This is a genomic window from Scytonema hofmannii PCC 7110 (assembly GCF_000346485.2).
In the GTDB taxonomy this organism is placed as follows: domain Bacteria; phylum Cyanobacteriota; class Cyanobacteriia; order Cyanobacteriales; family Nostocaceae; genus Scytonema; species Scytonema hofmannii.
In genome coordinates, this window is record NZ_KQ976354.1 from 4,634,998 (window position 1) to 4,655,241 (window position 20,244).

Genomic DNA, 20,244 nt, shown 5'->3' on the forward strand with positions numbered 1-20,244 from the left:
AGTTAGTAGCTGTAAGAATCTAGTAGAATGCGTGAAAATCAACTCTTTTTTCTCTCTGTGCTCTCTGCGCCTCTGCGGTTCATTAAAAAGTTCATAATTCAACAAGATTCTCATAGCTACCAACCACCAACCACTATACGGGCGCAAGGCCGCCGCGCCCCTACCAACCACCAACCACCAACAACTAACAACTAACAACTAACAACTAACCAATGACAGTTTTAACTAACTACGATAACGGTCTCAACTTCCACACCAACTCATTCCATTACAACCAAGTGTGGAAAGGCGCATTAGATTGCGTTGCTTTTGAACACTCAGCAATCAAAGAGAAATTGCTGAAATTAGAGAAACCATGCTACATCATTAGAGTCGCCGGAAAAATTGGTGTGACCAACGATGGTTATCTCTCTCCTACAGACAATGGGAAAACAGGACAAGCCGAACTTTTGGTAGCAACCCCACCCGTATCAACAGCAAATTTAGGAGACCCTAGTTTTTTATCATTTCACGACGTGAAATCAGCTTATTCTACTGGTGCAATGGCTGGTGGTATTGCTTCTGAAGAAATGGTCATTGCACTGGGGAAAGAAAAACTATTAGGTTCTTTCGGAGCGGGTGGATTGAGTCCGGATCGACTAAAAGCAGCGATTCATCGCATTCAAGAAGCATTACCCCAAGGTCCCTACGCCTTTAATTTGATTCACAGCCCCAATGAACCTGCGAATGAACGTCGTGCGGTGGATTTGTACCTCAAATATGGGGTAAGAACCATAGAAGCATCTGCATTTTTGGATTTAACTCCCAATATTGTCTATTATCGTGCTGCAGGGTTAGGCGTTAATGCTGGAAATCAAATTGAAATTAAAAACAAAGTCCTTGCCAAAATTTCTCGGCGAGAAGTTGCGAGTAAATTTCTCCAACCAGCACCGCTAAAAATTTTGAAAGAACTTGTTCAACAAGGGCTGATTACTGAATTACAGGCAAATTTAGCAGCACAATTACCAATAGCTGATGATATTACTGTAGAAGCAGATTCTGGCGGTCATACAGACAATCGCCCCCTAGTGTGTCTGTTACCTTCGATTCTGGCTTTAAAAAATGAAATTCAGGACAAATATCATTACTCAACACCCATTCGAGTTGGAGTTGCAGGAGGAATTGGTACACCACAATCAGCTTTAGCAGGATTTATGATGGGTGCTGCTTATGTGGTGACAGGATCGATCAATCAATCTTGTGTTGAAGCAGGAACAAGCGAATATACCAAGCAATTACTAGCGCAAGCCGATATGGCTGATTTCATGATGGCTCCGGCTGCAGATATGTTTGAAATGGGAGTTAAACTTCAAGTTCTCAAGAAAGGAACTATGTTTGCTTTAAGAGCGCAAAAATTATATGAGTTATACAGAAACTATAACTCAATTGATGATATTCCTAATCAAGAACGAGAGAAGTTAGAAAAACAGATTTTTCGCAAGACTTTAGACCAAGTTTGGGAAGAAACTGTTAGTTATTTATCCCAAAGAAACCCGGAAAAACTCAACAAAGCAGCCAGCAATCCCAAAATCAAAATGGCGGCAATTTTTAAATGGTATTTAGGATTATCCTCTCGTTGGTCTACTGCTGGAGAAAAGGGAAGAGAAGTTGATTATCAAGTTTGGTGCGGTCCAGCAATAGGAAGCTTTAATAACTGGGTCAGTGGCTCTTACCTCGCTGAACCAAAGAATCGCAAAGTTGTTGATGTTGCTCATCATATTATGACGGGAGCAGCATATTTACACCGCATTCAAAGTTTGAAAATTCAAGGCTTGCAAATGACTGACTACTACAGTCAATATCTGCCAAATTAGGGGATAAGGGATTTTAGATTTTAGATTTTGGATTTTGGATTGAGATAGTCCTGACTGAATTGAATTTCACCCAACTATCTGTCACGTTCTTTTTTCAAATTGGTATAATCTCCAATCCCAAATCTCCAATCCCAAATCTTCAATCCCCAATCCCCAATCCAAAATCCAAAATCCAAAATCCAAAATTTCAAGAGGTAAATATGGTTTCCAATCAATCTCGTACTTCAGAAGAAATTCAAGCATGGTTAGTATCCAATCTTGCGGAAGCTTTAAAGATTTCACCACGTGAAATCAATGTTCAAGAGCCTTTAGATAGTTATGGTTTGAATTCAGCCCAGGGTATGGTACTGATTACCAAAACAGAAAAGATGCTGGGATTTGAAGTTTCTCCAATGCTGTTGTGGCATTATCCTAATATCGCGGCTCTTTCAGAACGCTTGGCTGAAGAATCGCAAGAGAAAAATTCGGGTGTTTCAGACACCAAGAATGCATCCCTAGCAAATTCTTCTGCAGCAAAAGCTGCAACTCTAGATTTGAGTGCTGAGGTTGTTTTAGACCCAAATATCCGACCTGCATCTTCATCTTTTGAATTCACCCCTGAACTCAATAATGTCTTCTTAACTGGAGGAACGGGTTATTTAGGTGCTTTTATTATTTACGAACTGCTTCAATCAACTCATGCAGATATTTACTGCTTGGTACGCGCATCTAATTCTGAGGAAGGTAAGCGCAAGTTGAAGCAAAACTTGCAGCAGTATGCCATTTGGGAAGACAAATTTAGTTCTAGAATCATTGCTGTTCCTGGAGATTTGTCTCAGCCCCTTCTTGGTCTGAGCAAAGAAGGCTTTGATATGCTAGCAGCTAACCTTGATGCCGTGTATCACAGTGCTGCTATGCTGAATTATGTATATCCTTACTCTGCACTTAAGACTGCTAATGTTTTAGGCACGCAAGAAGTGATTCGCTTGGCAAGTGATATCAAAACTAAGCCCCTGCATTACGTTTCTAGTGTGGCAATTTTTGAATCCCCTGTTTATGCCGGTCAAGTTGTCAGAGAGCACGATAGCTTTGACCATTGGGAAGGTATTTTTCTAGGATACTCTCAAACAAAATGGGTTGCTGAAAAGCTAGTCAAACTAGCAGGCTCACGCGGACTACCCATCACAATTCACAGACCTCCGTTAATTGGCGGACACAGCGAAACAGGTGTATCCAATACGAATGACTTTATCTGCTTGATGATAAAAGGCTGTCTGGAGATGGGGTATTTTCCAGATGTAGATTACATGATGGATATGTCTCCTGTAGACTATGTGAGCAAAGCAGTTGTTTATTTATCGCAGCAAAAAGAATCGATTGGTAAGGCTTTCCACTTACAACATCCTCAACCAGTACCCTTAAAGATGTTAGTGGATTGGATGCGCTCTTTTGGTTATCCCATCCAACTGATGCCTTATGACGCGTGGCAATCAGAATTAATGAAGAGCCTATCTTCTGGCGACAATTCTTTGTATACACTGCGACCTTTCTTGCTTGAGAAGTGGTCGCAAGAAGGGCTAACTATTCCAGATTTATACCTGCAAGCAAAAAGACCTATTATCAGTTGTCGGGAAACCCTTGATGCCCTAGCAGGAAGCTCTATTGTTTGTCCCCCCATCGATTCTAGGTTATTCATGACTTACTCTGCTTATCTCATTGAAAGCGGTTTCTTGAAAGTAGCGTAGTCACACCTCTTACTCTTCTCTCTGTGTCCTCTGTGCCTCTGCGGTTCAAAAGTAATTTATTTAACCGCAGAGGCACAGAGGAAAGAAGAGTTTTTTGTCTAAAAATTTTGTTTACCTAGACATTACCAAGTGTAAAAACCTCATCCCAATCCAATACTGCGAGGTTTTTTTCATGAAAACAGCAAATTTCCACAGTTATTAAAATTGCAGATGTCTAATACAACGATCGCGAATCTCTCAAACCCTGCTTTGAATTCTGCTTTATCCCCACGCACTTTCCCAAGAATTGGTCAAAAACGCAATCAATGTGTTGTTTGCGATTACACCATACCTCTTAACGATATTTCTGCATTTCGCAACTTTCCCTGTAATGTCAGAGCTTTTAGGAATGAGAAATTTCCAGTTTGGCGATGCCCTCAGTGCAAAACCATTCACTGCTTGGACGTTGTAGATTTGGCGCATTACTACGAAAAATACCCGTTTGCTAATGCAAAGCTAACTTGGGTTTTGCGGATATTATATAACAATCTGCACCAACAACTTACAAAGCAGGGGTTTTCCAAAACTCACTCAATGCTTGATTACGGTTGTGCTAACGGGTTGTTTATAGAGTATCTTCAAGAACGCGGTTTTACAAATTGTTACGGTTACGATCCTTACGCGCCCAAAAATGGTTTTGGCAATCCTGCAACACTTGAGAAAGGGCCTTTTGATTACATTTTGCTTCAGGACGTTATCGAACATGTTGAAGATCCATATGCACTCATACGCGAGTTAGATCGTGTCCTTGCACCTGGTGGTTATATTTTCATTGGTACACCAAATGCAGCTAAAATTGACTTAAATCAACCTTATTTATCCGATTACTATAACTCAGTGCATGCGCCCTACCATCTTCACATTTATACTCGCAAAACTTTAGAATCCCTGGGACGTTGTCAAGGTTGGAAACCTATAAAATTTATTGACCGCGCTTTTCACGATACACTTTTGTTCGGTTTAAATACTCGTGCCTGGAATCAATACCAGCGCCTCTTTGACAGCACTTTAAATGTTATTTATGAATCTCTCGACTTACGGAAAGCGCTAAGTTCTCATAAGTTTCTTTTCTACGCCATTTTCGGCTATTGGCTGAGTTTTCAAACTGAGATGACTATAGTTTTTCGTAAAATGTAGAAACGCCCTGTTTAAAAAATTTTGTCCACAAGATCCCCGACTTCTTCAAGAAGTCGGGGATCTGACTCTTTATCAGACTTTTAAACAAGGCAGTCCCAATGAAAAAATTTTCACTGATCTTACATGAAAATCCCTCTTTCCCACTCCCTACTCCCCACTCCCTATTTTCAAGGCAGAGGGCATATATGAAAGAAAAAGTTTTGAGAAAAACCTTTCTGCCATCTGCTCTCTGCCTTCAAATTAATATTGCCAACGGGTGAGACGAATCCCAGAACCTTCCACAGCGATCGCCGCAACAGAATTACTATCAGGTACAATCTCTAGTAGACTCCACTGTTGCTCTGTTTTTAGCTTAGCTGGTTGCCCTGGTGTCAGCATAATCTCGATTTGCTCTAATTGTGCTATTCCCACGCCAGTTGCTTTTAAATATGCTTCTTTACAAGTCCAGTAACGGAAAAATACTTCTTGCATTTGGTGAGGTGACAGCGAACTTAACACTGCATACTCCCCTGGTGCAAAGAACCGATTGGCAAGACTGAGAACATCCGAAATTGGGCGAACATATTCTAAATCTATACCGACTTGGCGATCGCAACTCACTGCACACAAGGCTAACCCTTGAGAGTGGGTGAGGTTAAACCACAGCTTGCGATCGGCAAAGGAATCAGCTAAGATAGGTTTGCCTGAAGGTTCGTAAGAAAACTGCAAAAGTTGCGGTTCCACTTCCAAATAACGACTTAAAATAGTACGCAAGATCCCCCGACCAGCAATAAAACGCTGCCGATGCTGTTCTTTATAAAACCGCTTAGCCCGACAAACTTCATCACTAGATAGAGTAGCTGCTAAATGTTGTAGTTGTGCATCTGGTTGGTCAAGGTTAATTCGCCAGACATGAACTTCATCCTGTAGCAGGGTTAAGTTTGTTGGTGCAGTCAGCCACGAAGAATTATCAACGCTCATTGAGTTACGCAGTAAGGATCGGAATGAATGCTTGAAATTTCAATACCTAAATTTTGAAGGGAGGGAGAGGTAGGTTTTCCTCGCCTGCGGTAGTGCCTACGATTGTGAACTACCGTTCCCAACCAGTATCTAGTAATTTACCGCTCACATGACAAGACATTGAGGATTGGTAGAGTTACCTCCTTTCCTCCTACCGGGTATGCACCAGAAGACTGCTGTATAACCCGATGCTTAAACTCACATCACACAGTCAAACAGCCTTGTCGCTTTTTCAGGAGATAAAAAAGTGAGTTGTCAAAATCGGTTTTGCTTTTTGACTTACCTTTTATTATACTATTTCAGGAGCTGACACGAATAGTCTACTTGGAAACCATTTTGGCTCAATTTTCGTCTTTTATAAATTATTTAATTATTCTAAAGTTAGAAATCAGAAGACTTGGCAAAATATTACCCTGGTGAGTACCATAAAAAAAACCGTAATTTCCGATGATGGCAGTGATGAATTAATCAGTACATTATTCAAGGAAAACAAACTATGGAACCCGAAGTTCAAGCATCTGCTGTTAGAGAACTACCCTCTGTAAAACGTGGTGATACTGGTTCATCTGTAAGATTGCTACAGAATATCCTCATTTCTTTAGGCTATCTTGAGAGAAATCTCAACACTGGAAATTTCTTGGAGCAAACAGATGAAGCTGTAAGAAGCTTTCAAGCAGATAATGGTTTGCGTGTAGATGGTATCGTTGGTCCCAGAACTTGGGACGTTTTGGGCGGTTTACTCTGGGAGTAATTGGGTATTGGAGATGTCTTGTGGTGCGGGGCGCATTGCCCACCCCACAAGATGCAATACTGCTCGGATAAGGGACTTCCAAATAAAAAGTCTTCAAATATCTCTTGTGATACGGGCGGCACGAGCCGTCACTAGTATAGAACGGGCGGGGACGCCCGTACCACAAGTAGTGGTAATTTATCCGAAGGAAGAAGTTTGAAGGAAGGACCGAAGTTGGAATTTCTATGCCGAAGACGGCACGCTTCGCGAACAAACTTCTTTCTATAGGGGTTTAAAACCCCATCCCCTTAGGGTTGCCCGTTCTTATCTTGAGTCTGAATCCCCATCTCAAAACAAAACTTCTTTCTTCTTTCTTCTTCCTTCGTTCAATTCTTGGAAATCCCTTACTGACTTGCGTACAGTTTACTGATAACTGTGTACTTCTGACTGATATGACTAACGTTCACCAGCAACTTGAAGAACCAAACTTTCCTCAAGTTGTGTTTGGATTTCAGGCGATAACTTCCCTCTGGGAAGCGTTAAGAGGGTATGATTGCTAGCTTGGAAAGCTTGTACAAGGTACTTACAAGCTTTCTCCGGTTCGGCATGTTCGCCGCAGGTAAAGATATCCACAGCTATATAACCATATTCCGGCCAAGTATGTATTGAGATGTGAGACTCGGCTAAAAGTGCTAGACCAGTGACTCCATAAGGCTCGAAATGGTGAGTGAGCTCCGAAAGCAAAGTGGACTTTGCCACTTTAGCCGCTTCCTCAAGAGCCTGTTTCATAAAAACAGGATTGTTGAGTAGGTGTGTTGGACAGTTGTAAAGCTCTAAAATGCAGTGTCTGCCAACTGGAACCAAAGGTATGCCCCCCACCGGGTAAGATAGCATTTTCAATTTTTCACCCTTAAAACACAGAAAACTACAGAAAATAACCCCCTGGCATTAAATACACCTTCGCTACTTTCAAGCTAGACTCCCACGGGCAATTGCCCACAACGAGGTAATGAAAAATTTCTTACCCCCTACTCCCCACTCCCTACTCCCTACTCCCTATTTTCTAGACAGATGAATCCGGCAGAAGCCTCTCACTTACGCGTTCGCGCAGCGTGCCTCCGGCATAGGAAAGTGATGAGATGAATGCCGTCACCTATTGTAATTAAGCAGCTGTTGTGCAGTTATGCACAGAACGGCAATTATGGCACATAAGAAGTGATTTTGTGTATAGGGTTTTGTTATAAAATATTATTTTGAATTTTAGATATTTGACGGAATGGGTGTGGGTGTCGGAGTAGATGTAGGTGTTTCTGTAGGTGTGGGCGTAGGTGTTTCTGTAGGTGTTGGAGTAGATGTTGGTGTTTCTGTAGGTGTCTCTGTAGGTGTCTCTGTGGGTGTTGGGGTAGATGTAGGTGTTGGGGTAGGTGTAGGTATTGGCGTAGGAGTTGGAGGTGGGGTAGGATCTTCTGCTGTTGCTGTAATGGTAAGCGTATAATCTAAGGCGTCTCTTGAGGCTGTAGACACAACAACAAATTCATAAAATCCGCTTTCCGGAAGTTTAAGAGATAAATTACGTTTTTGTGAATCTTCTGAAATTTTGAGATTGCCACTAGGAGAGTAAACGGAAAGCAAAATTTTGAGGCTTGCACTCAGTTTGACTTCCATCAGCTGCTCTTTCCGAAGGTCTGCTATAAAAACTTGACCTTCACCTGGTTTTAAAGTCCCCTTTCTTCTGGTACTCGTAGCCCCCGTTTGAAATGAAATTTTTCTAAAAGCACTTCCAGCCAAAATAGCATTCAGTTTATCAGTTACAAATCCATGCCATACTTGCCCAATCGGTTGGTCAATAAAATTTTTGCCTCGCTGTTGTGGAAAGTACCGAAAGAAAGCAGCATCTCCTAAATCAAATAAAGAACGGCTCCCAACATTAACTTGATTGACTTGCACTTTCCAGCGATCGCGTTCTGCGGACGTAAAACTACCTAACTCTCTGCGTGAACCAGAACTCAAGACAGAAATTTTGGAGAGGGTATCATCTGCAATTGCGTCCCACTCTGCTCTCAATTGTAAATCATCTGGAGAATCTGTCAGTATGCGCTTGGGTAAATTCGGGTTTTTCTCCCAAAACAGTTGATTGACGACATCGTTTAAAAATTTGACATCGATCCCCAATTGCTGGCGGCGTTCCTCAAGCCTTGCTTTGCGCTGTCGTTCTTCTGCGGGTAACTTGGGATCGTCTGATGACAAAATTCCATCGGAAGAAGAGTTGATTAACTGAGTGACTCCCCAAAAACCTACACCAGCCGTTATCGTTAATACTGCGGCTATGACGATGATTTTCGCAGGAGTCCACCAGCTTTTGGAGGGAGATAAGGGGAGAGGGGAAGAGGGGGGGATAGGGGAATGGGGAGAGGGGGAGAGGGGGAGAGGGGGAGATATAGCTACGGTTTGTTCTGTACGTTGGGGTGGTGCTGGTGGGGGAGAAGGCGGTGATGGTGGGGAAACAACAGGGATTGGGTTGAGTGCTTGCAGGACTTGAGTCGCACTTTGGAAACGGACTCCTGGTGTTGGAGACAGCATCTTATCCAAAATCATCCCTAAGGAAGGGGTAATATTAGCTTCCTGACGCCACTGCCAAGTGAGACTTTGAGTATCAATTAATTCTTGTGGTTGTTTGCCTGTCAGTAAAACGAGAATCGTCGCTGCTAAAGCGTACAAATCGCTGTGAGGTTCAACTAACCCTGTCTGCATCTGTTCTGGAGGAGAATACCCAGCCTTACCTAAAAGTGTAGGTGGTATAGGAGATACCACAGCACCCTGTTGATAATACTGTGATTCAACAGTTGCAGCGACTTGTTTGACACCACCAAAGTCAATTAAAACTGGTAATTGGTCAATGTGGCGAAGCATTAAATTGTCTGGAGAAATATCGCGGTGAATAACTCCTATAGAATGGATGTACTGTAGAACTGGCAAAATTTGCTCCAACAGCAAACGCGTTTCTGCTTCTGAAAATCGCAAACCTGGTTGTTTTTTAGCATCCAATAGAGAACCGTAAGTTTGCCCTTCTACATAATCTTGTACGAGAAATAAGTATTCCTTCCCGTTTATATTATTGCGGAATAATTCTCGAAAGCGGGGTATCTGAGGATGTTGCAACTTATAGAGAACAGTGGCTTCCCGTTGAAATAGTTCTTCCGCTTTTTGTAAAACGTATGGTGTTTGAACTTGAGGTGAAAATTCTTTTAAAACACAAAGTTCGCTAAAACGATTACTATCTTCAGCTAAATACGTGCGTCCAAATCCTCCTTGACCAAGTTGACGCACAATAAGATATCGATTGCCCAAAGTTTGTCCCGGTTGAATACCAGCAAGATTCACCTGGCTATCTAAGTTTTCACCGCAATGAAGACAAAAGCGGCTACCTGTGGGATTTTCATGTCCTTTGGAACAATACATAAGGGAATGGGGAATGGGAAATGGGGAATAGGGTATAGGGAATAGGGAATAAGGGTTAGTATTTAGTGGTTTTTTCTACTCCCCACTCCCCACTCCCTACTCCCTATTCCCTAGTTTACTCACTCGATCGGCAGCTAGTGCATACCAAATTTGACCGTATGTTTGGGATTCGAGTTTCTCATTGCTACGGCGCAATCCTGGAAATAATCTATCAAATTTTTTATTCGTGTCTTTGGTAAGTTGTTCGATACTATAGTCTCCTAATTGTCCTGATTCTGCTTGTTTCCTCCAAGTTTGGTAATCTTCCCCAGTGTATTTTCCTAGTTTGTTCCTAGCTCTGGTGCCAAGTTCTGCCCTTTCTAACTTATCTAGCAAGTCTTCGGCAATACGATACCAGTTATTTCTTAAAGCTGCATCTTCTGGATTACTTGTCAGAGCACGTCCTTGGGCTTCAGGATGTTTGGTATAAAAAATTTTATCTACTGCTGGCGTAAAATAGGCGTCTGAAATTCCTAACTGCTGGCGACGACTCACGATCGCATTTATCCGGTTTCCTTCATTGTTGGTTGAGGGATTAGTCGCAGGTTTGGAACCATCCGGTAATTTTGGTAAAGAAATGCTTGGTATGGTAATGGATGATACTGTAGCAATAACGGCATTGACTAGCGCCCAAGTCCCAGCAAAGGTTAACAGAACAACACTTGTCCCTACAAGGCTTAAAGCAAAGGGACGAAGCCAAGCAGGTAAAGGGAGTGTTTGGGCAATTGCTTGAGTTCTGTTATGAAGATTGGTAATAATAGTTCTGATGGGTTTTCGTCCTGGAGCAACCACCATTGTTTTGATTTTTGTCGCTTGATGGGTGCTTACTGGTTTAGCAGGGGCGTATAGTTGTAGATTTTTGAGAACTTCGTCGGCTTTTTGGTAGCGATCGCTTGGTTTATAGGCAAGCATTATTTTTAACACTGCTTCCAGTTTTGGGCTGACTTGAATGTCTGTTCCCCAACGCCAATTTCCGTCATATGTATCGTAAAGTTGCTGCGGTTCTTTCCCTGTTAATAATACGAGTGCAGTCACAGCTAAAGAGTATAAGTCACTACAAGGAAAAGCTTTCCCTTGACGCAATTGTTCTTCTGGAGCATATCCTTTTTTGCCTAAAATAGTGCGATTTCCACTGAGTTGAGTAAACCAAAAACCTTTAGAAGCGGGTAATTGTTTGACGGCACCAAAATCGATTAGCACTGGCATACTATCAGTACGTCGCAAAATCAAATTATCAGGAGAAATATCGCGGTGAATCACATTGCGAGAATGAATATAAGATAATATAGGTAGGAGTTGGTGCAACAGTTTGACAACTTCTTCTTCACTAAAGGTTTGCCCCTGTTCGTTACGCTCTTGTAAGAGATCCCAGTAGTTATCGCCCTCTATATAGTCTTGCACCAGCAAGAAAAAATCTTTGTTACCCAACTTCACTTGCAGCGATTCATGAAAACGTGGAATCTGGGGATGCTGTAGTTGTTTCAAAACACTAGCTTCTCGTTCAAAAAGCTCTTTTGCTTTCTGTAAATCTTGTTGTTCTTCAACTTGGGGTGCAAATTCCTTCAGCACGCACTGTTGTGGAGACTGCTTTAAATCCTCAGCTACGTAGGTGCGCCCAAAACCGCCCTCCCCCAAATGACGTATAATTCGATATCGATTGTCCACAACCTGCTCTGGTGCAAGAGGCAATGGTTCTCCGCATTGAGTGCAAAAGCGGTTCCCCTCTTTATTCGCGTGATTTTTGCTGCAATAGACGTGCATGGTGCTGAAGGATATATCAAAGATTTTTATGAATGGCTACAAGGCGGTCATCTCCATTTACGCATATTAGCTTTTCTCCTTCTACTTTTTTAAGCGATTGCAGAGGAGATTTATTACAGCAGTTTTCAGATTCATAGACCACACCACATGGAGTGAGGTGGGCGTCCCCGCCGAATGGCACGCTTGAAGTGCGACGCGGAGACAGAGGGATGCAAAGACGCGGAGAGATTAGGTAGAGCAGCGAAGTTGGGAGGAAGAAGAAAAAGTGTTAAGGGCTTCTGACTGTTCTTGTCGCAGACAAAGTGGAAATTTGTTGCGGTGTCAGTGAAAAAAACTATGGGATATAATTTCAAAACCTATAGTCTCAAAAAAATGTCATATGCAAGCCATTAAGACAAAAATATTTGAAGGTGGTAGAGTTGTAATCCCATCTGAGTATCGCAAGCAACTAGGATTAGAAGTAGGTGACGAAGTTATGATTCAACTAGTGGACGGAGAAATGAGAATTTTTACGCTGAAACAAGCTGTGAAACGAGCACAAGAAATAGTACGTCGATATATTCCTGAAGGGCGATCGCTTAGTAATGAACTCGTAGCAGAACGCCGTCAGGAGAATTTGAGTGAGTAATTATGTTTTGGATGCTTCTGTTATTTTGGCACTGTTAAACAATGAACCTGGTAGCGAAATTGTACTAAATGTCTTGACCACAGCTGTCATCAGTAGTGTCAATTTGAGCGAAGTCGTAGCAAAACTTGCTGATAGTGGAATGCCAGAGGTAGAAGTCAGGGAAGTTATCAGTACTCTGGGGTTAGAAATTATTAATTTTGATACTGAAATGGCTTATCGTGCGGGGATGTTACGTCCCCTAACGAGAAGTGCTGGATTATCATTTGGTGATAGAGCTTGCTTAACACTGGGAAAATCTTTGGATTTGCCAATACTAACCACCGATAGAACTTGGGCTGATTTAAATTTGGGGATAAATGTGCGGGTGATTCGTTAACTAATGCGATCCCATCTACTTAGCAGTTAGCTACCATAAAGTATCTACTGCTATTAAATCTGTAGCTATATAAAAAGCGGAGGGAGTGTTGGAAATGAAGGTAGAACAACAGCAACGTGCTATTACGGCATTTCAAGAGTTTTTAACTACACCCTTAGACTCACTCCTCCAGCAACATATCAACACGGATGCTTCCGCAGCCGCCTTGGCATTATTTCACGATGTGGCTGGTAACGTACCTGCTTACAAAGATTTCTTGGCACAACACGCGATCGCTCCTGATGAGTACCAAACTGCTGAGGATTTCCAAAGGCTTCCAGAACTTACAAAACAAAATTACTTGCAGCGTTACTCTTTAGCTAACTTATGTCGTCACGGACAGCTAGAAACGTGCGACACGATCGCAGTCTCTTCTGGTTCTACAGGGAAACCCACATTTTGGCCTCGGTTTTTCTCTGATGAAATGGAAATTGTAACCCGCTTTGAGCAGGTGTTTCATGATAGTTTTTCCGCAGATACCAAACGCACTCTCGCTGTTATTTGTTTCACTCTGGGAACCTGGGTTGGTGGTATGTTTACAGCCAATTGCTGTCGTTATCTTACCAGCAAAGGTTATCCCATGACTACGATTACTCCTGGTAATAATAAAGAAGAGATTTTTCGAGTCGTGCAGGAACTGGGTTCGGCTTTTGAGCAGGTTGTTTTGTTGGGATACCCACCATTTTTAAAAGATATCATTGATACTGGCATAGCTCGTGGGATTGAGTGGCAGCAATATCAGGTAAAGTTGGTTATGGCGGGAGAGGTGTTTAGTGAGGAATGGCGTAGTTTAGTAGGCGATCGCCTCGGTTCCCGTAATTTCTGCTATGATTCGGCATCTCTCTACGGTACGGCAGATGCAGGGGTATTGGGCAATGAGACACCCTTAAGTATTTGTATTCGGCGCTTTTTAGCAAACAATCCAGAGGTAGCAAGAGATTTGTTTGGTGAATCGCGTTTACCGACACTAGTACAATATGACCCCATCAGTCGCTTTTTTGAAGTGAAAGATGGCACGTTGTTATTTTCAGGAAACAACGGCATCCCTCTCGTGCGTTATAATATACTGGATAATGGAGGTATAGTTCATTACGATGCTATGCTGCAGTTTCTAGCTAAATGGGGCTTCGATCCAGTTACAGAATTGCACAAAAATGGTGGACGAGGTATTCGTTCGCTACCGTTTGTTTATGTCTTCGGACGCTCTAACTTTACAGTTTCTTATTTTGGAGCGAATATTTATCCAGAAAATGTTTCTGTGGGATTAGAGCAAGCAGTCATCAGAGAATGGGTGACGGGTAAATTTGTGTTGCAGGTGAAGGAAGATGCAGATAAAAATCGCTCCTTATCTGTAGTTGTGGAGTTGGCACCAGGTATAGAAGAAAGTGAAGAGAAAAAACAAGCGATCGCATCTTCTATTCTCGAACAGCTAAAACGCCTCAATAGCGAATTCTCTAACTACGTGCCTCCAGAATACCAAATGCCGCAAGTTGCTTTAGCACCATTGGGTGACCCTGAATATTTTCCTGTTGGAGTTAAACATAGATATACTAGAAAATAAGAAATTGTTAAAAGATTGGGAATCAACCGCCTAACAATTAAGTTGTGCGATCGGATTTCTGTAATCGCGTGGCTAGAGCACTTTAATGTCAACTAACTGTCATCTTTCGGTAAATAACAATGTATCCTCGATTTTTTGGCGCAATTCCCGACTAACGTAACAATCGCTTTTTAGACAATCAACTAGCAGCTTATTTGCATAGTAGTACTGCTTGAGGAGTTCAATTTGAGGTTCGTTGAACTGCCAGTCATAACCAATGTTGCGATGTTGAACGATCGCAGTTCTAAGTTGTTCAGTCCAAACGTAACTGTTTGTCTGCAACCAACATACAAAATTTTCCCTGTTTTCATAAGACGTGTCAGGTAATTGCTCTTTAAGCTGTTGTAGCTTATGTTGCAATTCGAGATCGATCTCACGGGCGAAAGTGTGAGTGAGATCTTCAAAGCGAGTGAGGGCGCGAGTGAGGACGCGAGTGAGGTCGAGGGTAAAGTCATGGTCGAGAGCTAGGGTCAGGTCGCGGCTGTGGTTTCGAGCTAGGGTAAGGGCGAGAGCTAGGGCGAGAGCTAGGGCGAGGTCGCGGTCAAGAGTGAGGTCGCGGACACGGTCACGGGCACGAGCACGGGCAAAAATGAAGTCGTGGTTGTGGTCGAGGGTAAAATCGAAGGCAAGGTCGCGATCGCGGGCAAGGTCGAGGGCAAGATCGCGGGCAAGGTCGAGGGCAAGACTGTGGGTAAGGGCAAGGTCGAGAGCAAGATCGCGGTTGTGGTCGAGAGCGAGGGCGAGGGCGTATTCAAGGTTGAAGTAAAAAGCTCGAATCGCAGCTGCTTTATAGGGAGTTTCTACAGAACGGGATTTTTGATTAACCCAAGTCAGGAACTGCTGCAATTTTTCATCACCTGTTAAAACTGTATTAATTTGCTGTTTTATTAACTGTAACAAATCATCTGCATTTTTTAACATTCCAACTGTCAATAAGAAAACTTCTTGCCAACGTTTTTCAGTCAAATGGCTAACTAAACTTTTTAAAGCCTTTTCTTGATGAGAACTACAAACAATCTCTCTCGCAGTGAAGTATTCTTGAAAAGTGATATGGGAAAAAGAGTAAATGCCTCTAGCTCTTTCCACTAGTAATCCGTGTTGAGCTTCTATTGACTTTAGCACCTGAACGCTATCCATTTGCAATTCCCAATCGGAGGTCTTAACGTCAAAGAGGTTGCAAATATAGATAGTAATTTGCTCTTCAACTTCTTTCTGCTTGAAAAAGTATTTACCTTTCTCAAAGGTATTGAAGGCTATTTGGCTAAGTAAATCTTCTTTGCGCTGTAAAGACATTTTTCTGTAAACTCGATCGCGCTCAATGTTGCGCTTGACATCCCATTTCTTGAATAACACATCTAATCCTTCTTTATAAAGCTCCGATCGATTTGTCGGAAAATCAGCTCTCTCCTCAAAAACTAGACATAGCAAAGTCAATAGTAGGGGATTAGTTGCTAGCTCTTTGATTGGTTGGCTATCTTGCAACTTTTGCATGAAGAGTTTTGCTTTAACAGCATCTTCTTGTACTTGAAACCATTTGTTGACAAAGTCTGAAATCTGTTCATTATTAAAATCAGCTACTTCAACTTCAACGAACTGTTCAAAAGTGTATTCTCGTGCTGCAATTCGGCAAGTAATGACAAACTGGTTGTTGTAATATTGCTCAGAAAATTGCTGAATTTGACTGATAACTCGGCTACTATCTTCCTCCCTAACTTCATCTAAACCATCTAGTAAAATCAAAAATTTGCCATAATTTATAAGTTCAATTATTAAATCATCTGTTATAAAATTGTTATATAGCTTAAGTAATTGCTGAATAATAAATTCTTTTAAGTCAGGTTGTTGAGGGGTTTCAGCAAATTCTTTGAGAGTAATAAACAAGGGAATCCGAGCGCTTTGAAACTCACCGTTTATACATCGGATAGCTAAATACTTTAAAAAAGTTGTTTTACCTGCTCCCGGTTTCCCCAAAACCATTAACGCTGAATGATGTTCTACCACCTCTAATGCTAGAACGCGCTCTTGAGTTATCTTGCTGAGTCCAGAGCGATCAAAGCTATCTGATTCCGGATCGAAGTTTTGCAGTAGTTCCTCAATTTCTAACCACTTACATCCGGTGATTTTCTCTAAAATATTTACATTAACGTAGATGCTATTTAATTCCATAGGCTTAGTCATATCTAGTACCCGTATAGTACCGCAGCGTTTTTGGATACTAGGTTTTATTTTTTCACGAACCTCTTGCACTAAAGTGTCAATATCAGTATGAGCAAATGCTTGAGAAATAAAAAAGGAAATAGGGGGTGTTTCTAGTAGCAACAATTCTTGGGCAATAGCTGCTAACTCAGAATTTCCAGAATTTTCTTTCCGTGCAGCTTGAACTAAGTCAACAAGCCATCCCTGAGCCTGCGCTATTTGTATCAATTGGTAGATAACGGTTTGTAAATTACTATCTTGAGTGATTTGGTTAAGTTTTTTGTCTAGATCTAAATCTAACAATTGTTCTAGTGATGAATAATTAGGAAAAGCACTGATTAAGGCATCTCTTAATCTTTTACGTTGCTGACCAGATAAGTTCATATTTTTCAGATAAATTACTTAAATATAAAAGCTAGAGTCAGTTGAGAATGTTGTTGCTGAGTTCTTTTTTAGTGCTGAATCCCCCTTGACCGAATAATTCGTAATTCGTAGTTCATAATTGTAATTTTAATTACGAATTACGAACTACGAATTACAACTTTTGAGAATCGACTTGACTACTTTGTCTTTAACACCATGAGCCGAGACCTCAGATAAAGAAGTATCATGAGCTTTCCCCCATTGCTCAATTAACTCTGCTACGACTTGGCTCATCTTCAGCCCTTTGAGAGCGCAAGCTGCATGAAATTGTTTCTTGAGGTCGTCTGCAATACTAATGTACATAGCTTTTACAGAGATGGCGATATAAAAATAGTACTTGTAAAAATCTACAAATGTATAAATTATTATTCCGGATAAGTGTTATCAAATAAGCGCGATTAAACTTGCAATTGCCGTGCAGTTGTAGGCAGAGCGATCGCTTTGAGTGGGTTGTCGAAGCTGATATTCGACCAACTACTCTCAACTTAACTTCACAAGAAGGCAAGCAAGTCTACTTTTTACACTTCTGGGCTCTTGACGGTACTAATTTAAGCGCAGCAGCTCGTGTACGTACAGATAGTTCGGGGTCAATTCTAGCAGGGATTGCAGCTGAGCAACCGGATAGAAGCAGGGGCGGTAATAGTACGTTCGTGATTGTGCCTTTAAGTTGTCGTCATTGGAAACTCCATCTGCGGCGCGTCGGTACGAGGGAGACAACAGCGGAGCTTTATCTAGACGATGTTGAAGCAGCACGGCTCTTGTGGAATCCAACAACTACGTATGAACCGCGTCAGGTGCGCGTTGGAATTGGTCGGAGCTTTTCACAGGTGAAAGCCACTCTTAACACGGATAATGTTTTGGTATCTGAAAAGACTTTCTAGAAGGTTGCTGTCAAATCATCAAGCAGTGAAAAAGGTGCAGTTGTCGCAACTGCACCTTTTTCTCTTCTAACTGTCAACTTGTTAATTAACACTTGTCAATATAAGTATTATCGAATCAGGAAACCTGTTGAAGAGTGACCCCTTTTTTGAGTACCCGTCTTCCTGTCACCTTCGGCGAAATTCGTTCTTGGTCTGTGCCAAAATAACAGGAATCCATATCAAACAATCATAGTGCATATTAAGATATGAGTCAAACACAACAAATCATTCCCACTGTGCGCCCTTGCAAAATCGACAGCGCCACAGCAAGCGAGCCTGTGGATTTGGTAGTCGTTATCGATACTAGCCCTTCAATGAAAGATGAAGCGAACGACCTTAGCAATGCTGCAACAGCAGCTATTGCTAGCGCCTCTTCTAGCTGTCCAAGCGATTTGAGAGTCATTTGGCTTGGAATTGAAGGTACTTGGAAAGGGACAAATTTTCATCGCACAGTAAGGGATTATCTCTTGACAGAGTGCCAAGTTTCCAAAGGAGACCTGCGAGCCAGAAAACGAGGACAATTACCTGATGCGGGAGCGCAGGAAGATGCGGCTCGGACTGTAGAAGATATCTCAACTCATTTTAATTGGCGACCGGGTGCAGCCCGAGCGATTTTCTATTTGGGAGATGAAGCCCTCGAAGCAGGAGGAGATAGAACGGAAGAGAAAGATATTATTGCTGCAAATAAGGCGATCGCAAAAGCTCAGCAGGCATTCGTGAAGGTTCATACTTATTTTGGTACCACCAAGAGCAAGTTTAAAGATAGTTTGGAGCAAGAATACGCCAGATTAGCTAAAGAAACAGGCGGACAAGCGTTTAGCGATCGCGATTCTATTGGTGGCTTTACAGAGATTCTTCAAAAAATAATTTGCAATAGCCGTCCAGTTGGGATTCAGTTAGAGATTCAGCAGCCACTACCATGTTTCGAGTTAAGGAGCAATCGTCAGCCATTAGCGATGCAGGGATCGGAAACTATTGCGATCGTAGCGTCTAACTGTTACTCAAATGTCACCTTTAGAAGTTTAACCGCCGTGGTATCGGCAGTGCTAAAAACCGATGGAACTCCCATTCTCAATTTAGCCGATGGAACGCCAGCTGTTACGATTAAACCATCCATAGAAATAGCCTTTGGTGACTTACTGCCCATTGGTTCTCATAACTCTGAAGCTTCTGGAGAAATCTTGAGGGAAATAGTAATAGAAACCAATAGTCCTAATAGTGCAGACTATACACTGAAAATTGAATATTCCTATCGGGCAGAGTTTAATTTTAAAGGTGGTGATGACTTTGCGTTAGAAATTTCCTCTTGAAGAAAGAAGAAGGAAGAAGGGGGCATATATATGGTGATTCTGACTCAAGATAATGCGAGCAACGCATAGGCTTTGGGGTTTTCCCCTATTTGAAGAAGTTTGTTCGTGTAGCGTGGCGGAGGCATAGAAATTCCTACTTCGGTCTTTTCTTCAAACTTCTTCCTTCAGATAAAATCAGATGAATCTGTAGGGACGGTTTTGAATTAGTTAGATAATCCTAATTCAAAACCGTCCTGGCAACAGTGGTTTCGATGGGTGAGGCTTACTTAACTCACAAACAAGGAAATCGCATCAAATACAAAGACTTACGATAAAGTAGAATTAATCTTTGGTAGCTGATGAGTACAAATAGCATTTTGAGCCAAACCGAACGCCAACGAGTGAGTGATGGAGCCGTTGTATATATTTTGAGCGGTTGCGAATCCTCACTAAAGCAGCTGGTGCTAATACTGCCACAATTAGGAGATTTCGACAGTCTTGAATATGCTTGGTGGTTGCGACGAGATACCAAACGCCTTCAAGCACAAGGGATAGCAATCCGAGCCGTGGGAATTGGGAATCGCACTTCTGGTGAGCGATTCTGTAGTTATACTGGATTTCCGGCAGATTGTTTGTTTGTCGATCCCACCGCCCAACTGCATCAAACGCTCAACCTGTATGAAGGTCTATCCCTCAAAATACCTGGTTTATCGTCCGGAGTGAATGCTTGGCTCAACCTCATGTTGATGTGTGCTGGAATTGGTAGCCCTGGTACTCTAGCAGAGTATTTCGTGGATATAGGGGCGATGCAAGATCGCCTCAGTTAATTGGCGATGAAGAAATCGTTCAGGCTCCCCCTTTGCCGCTCAATAATGTCTACCCAAAATTACCCACAAGTGGATAAATCTGGTCAAACCGGAGGAATAGCGGTCAATTCCTCCTACCCTGAAGGATTCACACCTTCACTAACTGACGGAGGTAGAAGCCTCGTCCTTGTGCCTGAGCTTTGGTTATCTCTTGAAAACCTGTGTC

Annotated in this window: 17 protein-coding genes; 11 read left to right on the forward strand and 6 right to left on the reverse strand. The window is 42.1% G+C overall.

Annotated features, from left to right (window positions below; translation table 11 throughout):
* Window positions 1-212 precede the first annotated feature (212 nt).
* The 3 genes from WA1_RS19205 to WA1_RS19215 all read left to right on the forward strand — a co-directional run bounded on the left by WA1_RS19205 (window position 213) and on the right by WA1_RS19215 (window position 4,753).
* Complete coding sequence (locus WA1_RS19205) at window positions 213-1,853, forward strand: PfaD family polyunsaturated fatty acid/polyketide biosynthesis protein (RefSeq protein ID WP_017741942.1); 1,641 nt, start codon at window positions 213-215, stop codon at window positions 1,851-1,853.
* A gap of 200 nt (window positions 1,854-2,053) precedes the next feature.
* Complete coding sequence (locus WA1_RS19210; protein WP_017741940.1) at window positions 2,054-3,577, forward strand: thioester reductase domain-containing protein; 1,524 nt, start codon at window positions 2,054-2,056, stop codon at window positions 3,575-3,577.
* 210 nt (window positions 3,578-3,787) lie between these two features.
* A complete protein-coding gene (locus WA1_RS19215) occupies window positions 3,788-4,753 on the forward strand; it encodes a class I SAM-dependent methyltransferase (RefSeq protein ID WP_017741939.1) in 966 nt (321 codons plus the stop codon).
* Between the two features lie 240 nt (window positions 4,754-4,993).
* Here WA1_RS19215 and hetI read toward each other — a convergent pair whose 3' ends face one another.
* The gene (gene hetI / locus WA1_RS19220; RefSeq protein WP_017741938.1) at window positions 4,994-5,713 is read right to left on the reverse strand and encodes a 4'-phosphopantetheinyl transferase HetI; all 720 of its coding nucleotides are present in this window, start codon (window positions 5,711-5,713) and stop codon (window positions 4,994-4,996) included.
* A gap of 535 nt (window positions 5,714-6,248) precedes the next feature.
* Between hetI and WA1_RS19225 the strand changes: the two genes are divergently transcribed.
* Window positions 6,249-6,503, forward strand: a complete 255-nt coding sequence (locus WA1_RS19225) for a peptidoglycan-binding domain-containing protein (RefSeq protein WP_017741937.1) — start codon at window positions 6,249-6,251, stop codon at window positions 6,501-6,503.
* 435 nt (window positions 6,504-6,938) lie between these two features.
* Here the strand turns inward: WA1_RS19225 and speD are convergent, their stop codons facing one another.
* From speD to WA1_RS19240, 3 genes are all read right to left on the reverse strand, one after another.
* A complete protein-coding gene (gene speD / locus WA1_RS19230) occupies window positions 6,939-7,376 on the reverse strand; it encodes an adenosylmethionine decarboxylase (RefSeq protein ID WP_033334787.1) in 438 nt (145 codons plus the stop codon).
* Window positions 7,377-7,742: 366 nt separating this feature from the next.
* Complete coding sequence (locus WA1_RS19235; RefSeq protein WP_017741935.1) at window positions 7,743-9,941, reverse strand: serine/threonine-protein kinase; 2,199 nt, start codon at window positions 9,939-9,941, stop codon at window positions 7,743-7,745.
* Window positions 9,942-10,037: 96 nt separating this feature from the next.
* Complete coding sequence (locus WA1_RS19240; RefSeq protein WP_017741934.1) at window positions 10,038-11,741, reverse strand: serine/threonine-protein kinase; 1,704 nt, start codon at window positions 11,739-11,741, stop codon at window positions 10,038-10,040.
* Here WA1_RS19240 and WA1_RS58145 point away from each other — a divergent pair.
* The 4 genes from WA1_RS58145 (at window position 11,682) to WA1_RS19255 (ending at window position 14,345) form a co-directional block, all read left to right on the forward strand.
* Window positions 11,682-11,834, forward strand: coding sequence for a hypothetical protein (locus tag WA1_RS58145; protein WP_169886874.1), 153 nt, complete (start codon window positions 11,682-11,684; stop codon window positions 11,832-11,834). The genes WA1_RS19240 and WA1_RS58145 overlap by 60 nt on opposite strands.
* Window positions 11,835-12,120: 286 nt before the next feature.
* The gene (locus tag WA1_RS19245) at window positions 12,121-12,369 is read left to right on the forward strand and encodes an AbrB/MazE/SpoVT family DNA-binding domain-containing protein (protein WP_017741933.1); all 249 of its coding nucleotides are present in this window, start codon (window positions 12,121-12,123) and stop codon (window positions 12,367-12,369) included.
* Entirely contained in the window at window positions 12,362-12,745 is a 384-nt protein-coding gene (locus WA1_RS19250; RefSeq protein ID WP_017741932.1) for a type II toxin-antitoxin system VapC family toxin, read from the forward strand. The genes WA1_RS19245 and WA1_RS19250 overlap by 8 nt, the downstream gene beginning before the upstream one ends.
* A gap of 94 nt (window positions 12,746-12,839) precedes the next feature.
* Window positions 12,840-14,345, forward strand: coding sequence for a phenylacetate--CoA ligase family protein (locus tag WA1_RS19255; protein ID WP_017741931.1), 1,506 nt, complete (start codon window positions 12,840-12,842; stop codon window positions 14,343-14,345).
* A 99-nt stretch (window positions 14,346-14,444) separates the two neighbouring features.
* On the opposite strand, the gene WA1_RS19260 is transcribed toward WA1_RS19255, so the two are convergent.
* Window positions 14,445-16,964, reverse strand: coding sequence for an NACHT C-terminal helical domain 2-containing protein (locus tag WA1_RS19260; RefSeq protein WP_017741930.1), 2,520 nt, complete (start codon window positions 16,962-16,964; stop codon window positions 14,445-14,447).
* A gap of 144 nt (window positions 16,965-17,108) precedes the next feature.
* Entirely contained in the window at window positions 17,109-17,306 is a 198-nt protein-coding gene (locus tag WA1_RS19265) for a hypothetical protein (protein ID WP_017741929.1), read from the reverse strand.
* Between the two features lie 107 nt (window positions 17,307-17,413).
* Here WA1_RS19265 and WA1_RS19270 point away from each other — a divergent pair, with 107 nt between their 5' ends.
* The 3 genes from WA1_RS19270 (at window position 17,414) to WA1_RS19280 (ending at window position 20,039) form a co-directional block, all read left to right on the forward strand.
* A complete protein-coding gene (locus tag WA1_RS19270; protein ID WP_158516660.1) occupies window positions 17,414-17,884 on the forward strand; it encodes a hypothetical protein in 471 nt (156 codons plus the stop codon).
* Window positions 17,885-18,129: 245 nt separating this feature from the next.
* Window positions 18,130-19,233 (forward strand): hypothetical protein, encoded by a 1,104-nt coding sequence (locus WA1_RS19275; protein WP_017741926.1) that lies wholly within the window; start codon window positions 18,130-18,132, stop codon window positions 19,231-19,233.
* 338 nt (window positions 19,234-19,571) lie between these two features.
* The gene (locus WA1_RS19280; protein WP_336389810.1) at window positions 19,572-20,039 is read left to right on the forward strand and encodes a peroxiredoxin-like family protein; all 468 of its coding nucleotides are present in this window, start codon (window positions 19,572-19,574) and stop codon (window positions 20,037-20,039) included.
* Window positions 20,040-20,244: the final 205 nt, after the last annotated feature.

Bases quoted from the DNA above. Each gene is read 5' to 3' on its own strand.
- WA1_RS19205 (WP_017741942.1), top strand. From the start codon at position 213: ATGACAGTTTTAACTAACTACGATAACGGTCTCAACTTCCACACCAAC.
- WA1_RS19210 (WP_017741940.1), top strand. From the start codon at position 2,054: ATGGTTTCCAATCAATCTCGTACTTCAGAAGAAATTCAAGCATGGTTA.
- WA1_RS19215 (WP_017741939.1), top strand. From the start codon at position 3,788: ATGTCTAATACAACGATCGCGAATCTCTCAAACCCTGCTTTGAATTCT.
- hetI (WP_017741938.1), bottom strand. From the start codon at position 5,713: ATGAGCGTTGATAATTCTTCGTGGCTGACTGCACCAACAAACTTAACC.
- WA1_RS19225 (WP_017741937.1), top strand. From the start codon at position 6,249: ATGGAACCCGAAGTTCAAGCATCTGCTGTTAGAGAACTACCCTCTGTA.
- speD (WP_033334787.1), bottom strand. From the start codon at position 7,376: ATGCTATCTTACCCGGTGGGGGGCATACCTTTGGTTCCAGTTGGCAGA.
- WA1_RS19235 (WP_017741935.1), bottom strand. From the start codon at position 9,941: ATGTATTGTTCCAAAGGACATGAAAATCCCACAGGTAGCCGCTTTTGT.
- WA1_RS19240 (WP_017741934.1), bottom strand. From the start codon at position 11,741: ATGCACGTCTATTGCAGCAAAAATCACGCGAATAAAGAGGGGAACCGC.
- WA1_RS19245 (WP_017741933.1), top strand. From the start codon at position 12,121: ATGCAAGCCATTAAGACAAAAATATTTGAAGGTGGTAGAGTTGTAATC.
- WA1_RS19255 (WP_017741931.1), top strand. From the start codon at position 12,840: ATGAAGGTAGAACAACAGCAACGTGCTATTACGGCATTTCAAGAGTTT.
- WA1_RS19260 (WP_017741930.1), bottom strand. From the start codon at position 16,964: ATGAACTTATCTGGTCAGCAACGTAAAAGATTAAGAGATGCCTTAATC.
- WA1_RS19265 (WP_017741929.1), bottom strand. From the start codon at position 17,306: ATGTACATTAGTATTGCAGACGACCTCAAGAAACAATTTCATGCAGCT.
- WA1_RS19275 (WP_017741926.1), top strand. From the start codon at position 18,130: ATGAGTCAAACACAACAAATCATTCCCACTGTGCGCCCTTGCAAAATC.
- WA1_RS19280 (WP_336389810.1), top strand. From the start codon at position 19,572: ATGAGTACAAATAGCATTTTGAGCCAAACCGAACGCCAACGAGTGAGT.